Origin of the sequence: Hydrogenophaga sp. (assembly GCF_051007235.1) — a bacterium.
In the GTDB taxonomy this organism is placed as follows: domain Bacteria; phylum Pseudomonadota; class Gammaproteobacteria; order Burkholderiales; family Burkholderiaceae_C; genus Hydrogenophaga.
In genome coordinates, this window is the sequence record NZ_JBPCSJ010000451.1 from 1 (window position 1) to 9,812 (window position 9,812).

12 protein-coding genes are annotated in these 9,812 nt (G+C 67.8%); 9 read left to right on the plus strand and 3 right to left on the minus strand.

What is annotated here, in order from left to right:
• A partial coding sequence (locus tag ACR2JA_RS16030) for a 5'-methylthioadenosine/adenosylhomocysteine nucleosidase (protein WP_434010072.1) occupies positions 1–540 on the plus strand: 540 nt, incomplete at its 5' end.
• Between the two features lie 120 nt (positions 541–660).
• Here ACR2JA_RS16030 and corA read toward each other — a convergent pair.
• Together corA and ACR2JA_RS16040 are read right to left on the minus strand one after the other, a co-directional pair.
• A complete protein-coding gene (corA, locus tag ACR2JA_RS16035; RefSeq protein ID WP_434010073.1) occupies positions 661–1,647 on the minus strand; it encodes a magnesium/cobalt transporter CorA in 987 nt (328 codons plus the stop codon).
• A 191-nt stretch (positions 1,648–1,838) separates the two neighbouring features.
• Positions 1,839–3,107 (minus strand): patatin-like phospholipase family protein, encoded by a 1,269-nt coding sequence (locus ACR2JA_RS16040; protein ID WP_434010074.1) that lies wholly within the window; start codon positions 3,105–3,107, stop codon positions 1,839–1,841.
• Between the two features lie 66 nt (positions 3,108–3,173).
• Here ACR2JA_RS16040 and ACR2JA_RS16045 point away from each other — a divergent pair, with 66 nt between their 5' ends.
• From ACR2JA_RS16045 to hprK, 4 genes are all read left to right on the plus strand, one after another.
• Positions 3,174–4,406, plus strand: coding sequence for an MFS transporter (locus ACR2JA_RS16045; protein ID WP_434010075.1), 1,233 nt, complete (start codon positions 3,174–3,176; stop codon positions 4,404–4,406).
• Between the two features lie 152 nt (positions 4,407–4,558).
• Entirely contained in the window at positions 4,559–4,888 is a 330-nt protein-coding gene (gene hpf / locus ACR2JA_RS16050) for a ribosome hibernation-promoting factor, HPF/YfiA family (RefSeq protein WP_434010076.1), read from the plus strand.
• 140 nt (positions 4,889–5,028) lie between these two features.
• A complete protein-coding gene (locus ACR2JA_RS16055) occupies positions 5,029–5,499 on the plus strand; it encodes a PTS sugar transporter subunit IIA (protein WP_434010077.1) in 471 nt (156 codons plus the stop codon).
• Positions 5,500–5,566: 67 nt separating this feature from the next.
• Positions 5,567–6,517 (plus strand): HPr(Ser) kinase/phosphatase, encoded by a 951-nt coding sequence (gene hprK / locus ACR2JA_RS16060; RefSeq protein ID WP_434010078.1) that lies wholly within the window; start codon positions 5,567–5,569, stop codon positions 6,515–6,517.
• 118 nt (positions 6,518–6,635) lie between these two features.
• Here the strand turns inward: hprK and fur are convergent, their stop codons facing one another.
• On the minus strand, positions 6,636–7,073 hold the full coding sequence (fur, locus tag ACR2JA_RS16065; protein ID WP_434010079.1) for a ferric iron uptake transcriptional regulator: 438 nt from the start codon (positions 7,071–7,073) through the stop codon (positions 6,636–6,638).
• A gap of 162 nt (positions 7,074–7,235) precedes the next feature.
• On the opposite strand from fur, the gene ACR2JA_RS16070 reads away from it, so the two are divergent.
• From ACR2JA_RS16070 to ACR2JA_RS16085, 4 genes are all read left to right on the plus strand, one after another.
• Positions 7,236–7,835 carry an outer membrane protein assembly factor BamE gene (locus tag ACR2JA_RS16070; RefSeq protein ID WP_434010080.1) on the plus strand — a complete coding sequence of 200 codons (600 nt, stop codon included), beginning with the start codon at positions 7,236–7,238 and terminating at the stop codon, positions 7,833–7,835.
• Complete coding sequence (gene dapB, locus ACR2JA_RS16075) at positions 7,832–8,653, plus strand: 4-hydroxy-tetrahydrodipicolinate reductase (RefSeq protein WP_434010081.1); 822 nt, start codon at positions 7,832–7,834, stop codon at positions 8,651–8,653. The genes ACR2JA_RS16070 and dapB overlap by 4 nt, the downstream gene beginning before the upstream one ends.
• 135 nt (positions 8,654–8,788) lie before the next feature.
• On the plus strand, positions 8,789–9,448 hold the full coding sequence (locus ACR2JA_RS16080) for a MotA/TolQ/ExbB proton channel family protein (RefSeq protein ID WP_434010082.1): 660 nt from the start codon (positions 8,789–8,791) through the stop codon (positions 9,446–9,448).
• A gap of 86 nt (positions 9,449–9,534) precedes the next feature.
• A partial coding sequence (locus ACR2JA_RS16085) for an ExbD/TolR family protein (protein ID WP_434010083.1) occupies positions 9,535–9,812 on the plus strand: 278 nt, incomplete at its 3' end.

A 9,812-nucleotide genomic window follows, 5' to 3' on the forward strand; every position in this document is an offset into this window, starting at 1 on the left:
CGCATCGTGTTCACGGGTGTCGCCGGTGGCCTGGGTGCCGGCGTGAAGGTGGGGGACGTGGTGCTGGCGCGCTCCTTCCTGCAGCACGACATGGACGCCTCGCCGCTGTTCCCGCGCCACGAAGTGCCGGGTTACGGGCGCGCGCGGTTCGAGGCCAATGCGGCGTTGGCCGATGCGCTGGAACTGGCCTGCGAGCGCATGCTGCACCAGTTGCCCCAACAGCTGGGCGCCCAGACCGTGGCCGCTTTTGGCCTGCAGTCCCCCCGCCTGCACCAGGGCCTGCTGATCAGCGGCGACCGCTTTGTCGCCACCACCGCCGAAAGTCAGGCCTTGCAGCGCGAACTCCCCGACGCCCTCGCGGTGGAAATGGAAGGGGCGGCCTTTGCCCAGGTGTGCCACGACTTCGGCGTGCCGCTGGCGGTGGTGCGCACCATCTCCGACCGAGCCGACGACGCGGCGCACGTGGACTTCCCGAAGTTCCTGCGCGAAGTCGCCAGCCGCTACAGCGGCGCGGTGATTGACTCGCTGTTCAACCACTGAACAGCCCGGCGCGAGGTGACTGGGTCGAGAACGCGGCGGAACTGGCTCTGCCAGGCCGCACGCGTTGCCCCTTGAGGGGCGGAGCCCGCTACACGCAGTGAGCGGGCGATGGGGGTGGACCTACTTCAACCAGCCACGCTTGCGGAAGTACAGCATCGGCACCACCGCCGACAGCACCATCAGCCCCAGCGCGAACGGGTAGCCCCATTTCTGGCTCAGCTCGGGCATGTACTGGAAGTTCATGCCGTACAGGCTGGCGATCAGCGTCGGTGGCAGCAGCGCGACGCTGGCCACCGAGAAGATCTTGATGATCTTGTTCTGGTTGATGTTGATGAAACCGACCGTGGCGTCCATCAGGAAGTTGATCTTGTCGAACAGGAAGGCAGTGTGGCTGTCGAGCGAATCGAGGTCGCGCAAGATCTGGCGTGCGTCTTCAAACTGCTCGGCGCTCAGCATGCGGCTGCGCATCATGAAGCTGACCGCGCGGCGCGTGTCCATCACGTTGCGGCGGATGCGCCCGCTCATGTCCTCGTGGCGCGCAATCGCCGAGAGCACTTCGCCGGCCTTGTTGTCCGTCACGTCACCGGCCAGCACCTGTCGGCTGACCTTTTCCAGGTCGTCGTAAATGTCTTCCAGCGTGTCGGCGCAGTACTCCGCGTCGGCGTCGAACAGCATCAGCAGCACATCCTTGGCGTTCTCGATGAGCCCGGGCATGCGGCGCGCGCGCATGCGCAGCAGGCGGAACACCGGCACATCCTCGTCGTGGATGGAGAACAGCACGCCCTGGCTTTTCAGCTCGGCGTTGTGCTCGTTCAGGATGAAGGCGACGCGGATCGCGCGCGGGTCTTCATCGTCGTCGATCAGGAAGTCGGACCGGATGTGCAGTTCGCCGTTGTCCTCCTCGAAGAAGCGGGCCGACTCCTCGATGTCGTCGTCCATCGCGTCTTCGGGGATGGACAGGCCGAAGTGCTGCTTGACCCAGCGCCGTTCTTCGGTGGTGGGGTTTTCCAGATCGACCCAGATGGGCTTGAAACGGGCCAGCTCTTCGAGCGACTCGATTTCTTCCTGGAACAGGCGGCCGTTGGCCAGGGTGAAAACGTTGAGCATGGGTGCTCCCGGGCGTGGGGTCTGACGGACTCAAGGGCGGCCGGGATGCGCTGTGCATGCCGGCAGGGCGGTTCGGGTGGCGCTTTCAGCCGGCCGACCGCCGCTCATCAGACGGCTGCAGGGGAGGCTGAAAGCACACAACTGGGAGGTGTGCTGTCCATGGGGCTCTCGGAGGGTGGAAACAGCGGCGATTATGGCACCGCGATCTGCGCGCTGGTCGCTTCGGGCGCGTTGAAAAAGGAGAGAAGTTCGTCCTGCCGGCGCAGGGCGTCGGCCTGGCCCAGCTCGATCAGGGCGTTGACGAAGTCCGGCTCGAACAGCAGGTAGCTGGCCAGGGCCGCGGCACTGCCCGCGGCGCCGCGGCCGGTGTCCAGCGCACCCAGACCGGTGAGGGTGTTGCGCGTGGAGCGGGGCAAGGCCCGGATGTGTTTGCGCGCCAGCTCGTCGAGCGAAAAACTGGGCTGCAGCGCCAGCACGCGCACGGGCCGGTAGGGCAGCGCGGCCGCCAGATCGGGCGGCAGCTGGTGCAAGGTCTCGCTCACGCGCTGCACCTGTTCCACGTCGGCCTGCAAGGTGTCGTGGAACACGCTGGCCATGGCGTGGCCGGCGATGGTGCCCGCCGTCGGGTCGTCGGCACCCGCATGGGTCATCAGCCCGGCGCGCCGCGGCTGGCCCACGCCCAGCGCGAGGATGCGGCGCGCGCCGAAGTGGATGGCCGGTGACAGTGGCGAGAGCTGGCGCATGGAGCCGTCACCAAAATGTTCCTTGTGGCCGTTGACCCACAGCGGCACCGAGGGGAACAGGAAGGGGATGGCACTGGAGGCCATCAGGTGCTCGATGGTGATGGGCTCGAATGACGCCCGCCGCCCCAGCCGGTGCCAGGGCCGGGCCGAGGTTTCAGGGCCGGTCTGGCAGAAGGTCCAGTGCTCGCCCGATGTGTAGCTGGAAGCGGTCACGCCCAACGTGTCCAGCTGACCGAGCAGCAGCGCCCGTTCGATGGCCGGCAGGTCGATGGCGCGGTGCAGCGTGTCCACCAGGGGCAGGCTGTCGAGCAGGGCGCGGTGGCGCCGCACCTGGCGCGCCAGCGTCCACCCGGCGGCCAGGCGGTTGGCGCGCACCCAGCCGGGGGCGTCCAGCCGGTAGACGTGCTGCGAACGCAGGTTGCGCCAAAAGTCCGCCATCTCCCCCAGAGCGCCCAGGCCGTGTTCTGCCCGGCTGGCCAGGAACGCCGCACCCAGCGCGCCGGCCGAGGTGCCGAACAGCCAGCGGAAAGGGAAGGGCTCTGGCGCGTTGGGCGCGGTGCGCTTCGGCTGCAGCAGGCGCGCCACGGCCTGCAGCACACCGGCCTGGTACGCGGTGCGCGCGCCACCCCCCATGAGCACCAGCGCGCAAGCGTGCGGCGCGGCGGGTGGGGCTTCGCGTTCGAGCAGGGTGCGGGCGATCAGGGTGTCGAGCGACAAGGGTCAGGTACCTCCCGGGCCGTCGCCCGAAGGGGCAGCGGGTACATTGGCCGGTTGCCCAAAATCATGACACATCCCCTGCTCACCCCCCGCCGCGAACGCTGGCTGCTGCTGACCATCGCCGGCATCCAGTTCACTCACATCCTCGACTTCATGATCATGATGCCGCTGGGGCCGCAGTTCACCCAGTTGTTCGGCATCAGCGACGCGCAGTTCGGGCTGCTGGTCTCGGCCTACACGCTGGCCGCCGGGGTGTCGGGTCTGGCCGCGGCCACCTATGTGGACCGGTTCGACCGCAAGCACCTGCTGCTGACGCTGTACGTGCTGTTCGCCCTGGCCACGCTGGCCTGCGGGCTGGCGCCGGGGTACGGCTTTCTCATGGCCGCGCGCGTGGCGGCCGGGCTGTTCGGCGGGGTGCTGTCGGCACTGGCGCAGACCATCGTGGCCGACGTCATCCCTTTTGAGCGGCGTGGCCGCGCCATGGGCATTGTCATGTCGTCCTTCTCGGTGTCCACCGTGGCGGGGGTGCCCACCGGGCTGTTCATGGCCCACCACCTGGGATGGCAGGCGCCCTTCATCGGCATCGCCCTGCTCAGCGGCGTGCTGGCCGCGGGCGCCGCGCTCACCCTGCCGCGGCTGGCTCACCACCTGCAGGCGGGCCACCGGCCCTCGGTGTGGCGCGGCATCGCGCAGGTGCTGGCCGATGCCAACCACCAGCGCGCGTTCGCCTTTTCGGCCCTGCTGATGTTCACCGGCTTCACCATGCTCCCCTACATCACCATCTACATGCAGGCCAACGTGGGGCTGCGGCCCGACCAGATTCCCTACCTCTACCTCGCGGGCGGTGTCGCCACGCTGTTCACCGCGCGGCTGATCGGACGCCTGAGCGACCGCCTGGGCAAGCAGCGGCTGTTCCGGGTGCTGGCGCTGGCGGTGATCGTGCCCATGCTGGCCATCACCTTGCTGCCGCCCTGGCCGTTGTGGGCGGTGCTGATCGTCTCGACGGCGCTGTTCATCTGCATGAGCGGCCGCATGATCCCGGGCATGGCGATGGTCACCGGGGCGGCGGCGCCGGCCCAGCGGGGCACCTTCATGGCGCTGAACTCGGCGGTGCAGTCGGCCGCCATGGGGCTGGCCTCGTTCGTGGGCGGGCTCATCATCGGCCGCGACGCCGGCGGGCTCGTCACCCGCTACTGGATCTGCGCGCTGGTGGGTGCCGTGGCCAGCGTGCTGGCGGTGGCTTTGGTGCGGCGTGTGCGTGTGCACGCCACCGCGGGCGTGCAGCGGCACCCCGCCTGAATGCCAAGGTGTTCGTTTCGCCGTTTTGTTGCACTGCGGGATTGCGCGCCCTGTCAATCATGGGCATAGTGGGTTCAAGACTTCCCCGTGGCCGCCGGGCGGTCTGCCCATCCGGCGGCTTGTGTCAACCCGGAGCAAAAGGAGGCTCTTGTATGAACCTGACGATCAGCGGTCACCACCTCGAGGTCACCCCCGCCTTGCGCGGCTACGTCACCACCAAGCTCGAACGCATTTCCCGACACTTCGACCAGGTGGTCGATATCAAGGTACTGCTGACGGTCGACAACCTGAAGGAAAAGGATCTGCGGCAAAAGGCCGAATGCAACATCCACGTCAAAGGCAAGGACCTGTTCGCGGAAAGTGCCCATTCGGACCTGTACGCCGCGGTGGACGAACTGGCCGACAAGCTGGACCGCCAGGTGCTGCGCTACAAGGACAAGACCCAGGAGCACCACCACGATTCGGCCAAGCGCCTGATGTGATCGGTACCGGGCGGTCCATCACCGTCCGACATTGATGCTGCGATGCAACAAGCCGCTGACACTGTCAAGCGGCTTTTTTGTGGTCATCATCTAGTCAACCACGCCCGACTCGGCATAATTTGCGGTCCAACGAGGCCCACATGAACCGTTTATCCGCCATATTGCCCGCGCCACAAGTGCTCGTCAGCGTGGACGCCACGAGCAAGAAACGCGCTTTCGAAGAAGCCGGCCTGCTGTTCGAAACCCTGCACGGCCTCAACCGGGCGCTGATCACCGACAGCCTCTTCGCGCGTGAACGCCTGGGTTCCACCGGTCTGGGGCACGGCGTGGCCATTCCTCACGGTCGCATCAAAGGCCTCAAGCAGCCGCTGGCGGCGGTGTTCCAGCTGGCCAACCCCATCGGGTTCGATGCGCCCGACGAATTGCCGGTGCAGCTGATGATTTTCCTGCTGGTGCCCGAGGCGGCGACCCAGAAGCACCTGGAAATCCTCTCCGAGATCGCCGAGCTGCTCAGCGACAGTGCCCTGCGCGAGAAGATGAAGCAGGCCACCGACGCCGTCGAACTGCACGGCCAGATCACCGGGTGGCAGTCGGCCCACGCCGCCGCCTGAACGGGGCGGTTCCCTTTTCCCTTTTGACCGCCCATGACCCTCGGTGGGGCGGGCGGATGACCCGCCCATGAAACCCACCGTCGTCAGTGCCGATGTCCTGTTCGAAGACCACCGCGACGCCCTGAAGTGGCAGTGGGTGGCGGGCCTGGGGGCCTCCGAGCGCAAGTTCGACGAGGTGGCGATCCGCGAGGCGCGTTCCGGCGCCGACCTCGTCGGTTACCTCAACTACATCCACCCCTACCGTGTGCAGGTGTTCGGCGAGCGCGAGATCGCCTACATCAGCAGTGCCAACGAAGACGACAACCGCCGCCGGGTGGCGCGCATCGTGACGCTGGAGCCGCCGGTGCTCGTGGTGGCCGACGGCCAGGGCGTCCCCGACCCCCTCATGGCCATGTGCGAGCGCGCGCAGATCCCGATGTTCGCCACGCCCGAGCCTGCGGCCTTCGTCATCGACGTGCTGCGCGCCTATCTCTCTCGCCACTTCGCCGACCGCGCCTCCATGCACGGTGTGTTCATGGACATCCTGGGCATGGGCGTGCTGATCACCGGCGAATCGGGCCTGGGCAAGAGCGAGCTGGGGCTGGAGCTGATTTCCCGCGGCCACGGCCTGGTGGCCGACGACGCGGTGGACCTGTACCGCATCAACCAGACCAGCATCGACGGGCGTTGCCCCGAACTGCTGCTGAACCTGCTGGAAGTGCGTGGTATCGGCCTGCTGGACATCAAAGCCATCTTTGGCGAGACGGCGGTGCGCCGCAAGATGCGGCTGCAGCTCATCGTGCACCTGGTGCGCAAAGAGACGATGGAGCGCGATTACGACCGCATGCCGCACGAGCCGCTGTACCAGGACGTGCTGGGCGTACCGGTGCGCAAGGCGGTGATCCAGGTGGTGGCCGGTCGCAACATCGCCGTGCTGGTGGAGGCGGCGGTGCGCAACACCATCCTGCAGTTGCGGGGTATCGACACCTACCAGGAATTCGTGTCCCGGCACCGCGCCGCCATGTCACGCGGCGAGTAGATGGGGCCTCCCTCTGCGCCGCCTTCGGCGCCCCCCCCCCGGGGCAACACCTGCGGCCCGGCAAGCCGGTTCCGCGGTGTTTATGGGGAAGAGGATGGCCTCCTCACCGAGAAGCGATTCAACCCTTGGCTTTGCCGCGGTGCTGGCAGTCGGTCTTGCTGCAGTTGGCGTAGAGCGAGAGGGCGTGCTCCTGCAGGATGAAGCCGCGCGTCTTGGCCACCATCTGCTGGCGTTTCTCGATTTCCGGGTCGAAGAACTCCTCCACCCGACCGCAGTCCAGACACACCAGGTGGTCGTGGTGCTGGCCTTCGTTGAGTTCGTAGATCGCCTTGCCCGACTCGAAATTGCTGCGCGAGAGCAGGCCCGCCTGCTCAAACTGCATCAGCACCCGGTACACCGTGGCCAGACCGATGTCCGAACGTTCTTCCAGCAGCACGCGGTACACGTCTTCGGCCGTCATGTGCCGCTGCTTGGCGTTCTGGAACACCTCCAGAATCTTCAGGCGCGGCAGCGTGGCTTTCAGACCGGTGCTTTTGAGTTCGTCGATGTTGGTCATGGCGGCTGGCGTGGGGCAGGGGTCGCGGTCGGTCGTGGCGTGGGAACCACCGTGCACCGGCACCCCCGTACAATGAACCGATCATATCGCCAGCCCGTTCCCGGGCCGGCATTGCCCCCGTCGGCGGCGTTGCCGGCGCGAGGCTTTTCAGCGCGCTCTGCCATGCCATCCACACCCTCTGTTGAACCCTCTTTTCTGGCCCGCCCGAACGGGTGGCGCCGCATCCTGGCGGCCTTGGGCCTGCTGGGCGTGGCCGCCAGCCAACTGGCCTGCTCCAGCCTGGGCGACAAACTGCCCGGTGTCACCAGCATCGTCACGCCGTACAAGATCGACATCCAGCAGGGCAACGTGGTCACCAGCGAGCAGGCCAAGGCGCTTCAGCCCGGCATGCCCCGCAGCCAGGTGCGCGACATCCTGGGCTCGCCCCTGCTGACCAGCGTGTTCCACGCCGACCGCTGGGATTACGTGTTCACCTTCCAGCGCCAGGGCCTGCCGTTGCAACAGCGCAAGCTGGCGCTGTTCTTCAAGGGCGAGGTGCTGGAACGCGTCGAGTCCGACGCCTTGCCCAGCGAAGCCGAGTTCGTGTCGTCGCTGGACGTGCGCCGCACGTCCGACAAGCCGCCGGTGCTGCAGGCCACGGAAGAGCAGCTCAAGGCCTTCCAGGCGCGCAACGCGGCGCCCGCGCCCACCGCCACGCCGGCCCCCGCCGGCACCGCGCCGGTGGCCTACCCGCCGCTCGAAACCACCGGAGCCGGCCGATGAGCGCCGCACAGAACCTGCACCGTGTCTGCATCGCCGGCGCGAGCGGCCGCATGGGCCAGATGCTGGTGGACGCCGTACGCGCCAGCGGTGATTGCGTGCTCTCCGGCGCGCTGGACGTTCCCGGTAGCACCGCCATCGGGCTGGACGCCGGTGCATTCGGCGGCCAGGCCACTGGCGTGACCATCACGGCCGATCTGGCCGCGGGCTTGTCGGGCAGTCAGGTGCTGATCGACTTCACCCGCCCGGAAGGCACGCTGGCGCACTTGCGCGAGTGCGTGAAACAGGGCGTGAACGTCGTCATCGGCACCACCGGCTTCACCGACGAGCAGAAGGCACAGATCGCCGAAGCGTCCAAGTCCATCGCCATCATGATGGCGCCCAACATGAGCGTGGGCGTGAACGTCACGCTCAAGCTGCTGGAAATGGCGGCCAAGGCGCTGTCCACGGGTTACGACATCGAGATCGTCGAAGCGCACCACCGCCACAAGGTGGACGCGCCCAGCGGCACCGCGCTCAAGATGGGCGAGGTGATCGCCGACGCGCTGGGCCGCGATCTGAAAGACTGCGCTGTTTACGCCCGCGAAGGCGTGACCGGCGAGCGCGACCCATCCTCCATCGGTTTCGCCACCATCCGCGGTGGCGACATCGTGGGCGACCACACCGTGCTGTTCGCCGGCACGGGCGAGCGCATCGAGATCTCGCACAAGTCCAGCAGCCGCGCCACCTACGCCCAGGGCAGCCTGCGTGCGGTGCGCTTCCTGGCCGGCAAGACCAGCGGTCTGTACGACATGTTCGACGTGCTCGGCCTGAACCGATGAAACGCCCCCGCAGCGCTTCGCGCTGCTCCCTCAAGGGGGCGTCGCCAGCCGTTCGGCAGAGCCGGCCTGGCGGCGCATGCCGGTTCGAACGGCGCCCGCGCTCGGGTTGGCGTGTCGGCACCATGGAGGCTTGAAATGGGAGTCTGGCAAACCGTGCTGCAGGGCGATGCGATCAGCCTGTCGGTGGCGCTGCTGCTGTTGGCCATGTCGGTGGTTAGCTGGGTGGTCATCCTGTGGAAAGGCTGGCTGCTGCGCCGCGCGGTGCGCGACGTGCAGCTGTCGGCCGCCGCCTTCTGGCAGGCCGCTGACCTGCATGCTGCCCGCGAACGCCTGGGGCACTTCGATGCCCAGCGCCTGGTGCTGCCCCTGGTGGACGCGGCGCGCACGCTGGAGCAGACCGCGCCGAACACGCTGGCCGCGGCGGGCGACCGCTCGCAGCAGCTCACCCGCGTGCTGCGCGACGCCCTGCACGCGGTGCTGCACCGCCTGCAGTTCGGTCAGACCCTGCTGGCCACCGTGGGGTCGACCGCGCCCTTCGTGGGCCTGCTCGGCACCGTCTGGGGCATTTACCACGCGCTCACCGCCATCGGCGAAGACGGCGCGGGCTTTCGCATCGAGCAGGTCTCCGGCCCGGTGGGCGAGGCCCTGGTCATGACGGCTGCCGGTCTGGCGGTGGCCATTCCCGCCGTGCTCGCCTACAACGTGCTGGGCCGCCAGATCGCCCGCATCGAGGCCGAACTGGAAGGCTTCGCCCGCGACCTGCGCGAATTGCTCCTGCACCGGGATAAGCCATGAGCGAAGGATTCGCCGCCGGGCCGCCCCAAGGTGAATCAGCCCCCTCGGGGGGGCAGCGACCCGCTTCAGCGGCGGAGCGTGGGGGTATGAGTTTCGGCCGACTGGAGAAACCGGCGGCTCACCAGCCCATGAGCGACATCAACGTCACGCCGCTGGTGGACGTGATGCTGGTGCTGCTGGTGATCTTCATCCTGGCCACGCCGCTGATGGCCAGCCGCCTGGCGCTGGAGCTGCCCAAAGCGGCCGCGCCGGCCGCTGCGGCGCCGGAACCGGCGGCCTCGGTGAGCATCGCGCTCGATGCGCAGGGCCAGACCTTCTGGGGCGATCAAGCCATCGACCCCGCCAGCCTGCCGCAGCGCCTGCA

Excerpts from the sequence above, each read along its gene's own strand:
- corA (WP_434010073.1), bottom strand. The coding sequence starts at position 1,647 with ATGCTCAACGTTTTCACCCTGGCCAACGGCCGCCTGTTCCAGGAAGAA.
- ACR2JA_RS16045 (WP_434010075.1), top strand. The coding sequence starts at position 3,174 with ATGACACATCCCCTGCTCACCCCCCGCCGCGAACGCTGGCTGCTGCTG.
- hpf (WP_434010076.1), top strand. The coding sequence starts at position 4,559 with ATGAACCTGACGATCAGCGGTCACCACCTCGAGGTCACCCCCGCCTTG.
- ACR2JA_RS16055 (WP_434010077.1), top strand. The coding sequence starts at position 5,029 with ATGAACCGTTTATCCGCCATATTGCCCGCGCCACAAGTGCTCGTCAGC.
- hprK (WP_434010078.1), top strand. The coding sequence starts at position 5,567 with ATGAAACCCACCGTCGTCAGTGCCGATGTCCTGTTCGAAGACCACCGC.
- fur (WP_434010079.1), bottom strand. The coding sequence starts at position 7,073 with ATGACCAACATCGACGAACTCAAAAGCACCGGTCTGAAAGCCACGCTG.
- ACR2JA_RS16070 (WP_434010080.1), top strand. The coding sequence starts at position 7,236 with ATGCCATCCACACCCTCTGTTGAACCCTCTTTTCTGGCCCGCCCGAAC.
- dapB (WP_434010081.1), top strand. The coding sequence starts at position 7,832 with ATGAGCGCCGCACAGAACCTGCACCGTGTCTGCATCGCCGGCGCGAGC.
- ACR2JA_RS16080 (WP_434010082.1), top strand. The coding sequence starts at position 8,789 with ATGGGAGTCTGGCAAACCGTGCTGCAGGGCGATGCGATCAGCCTGTCG.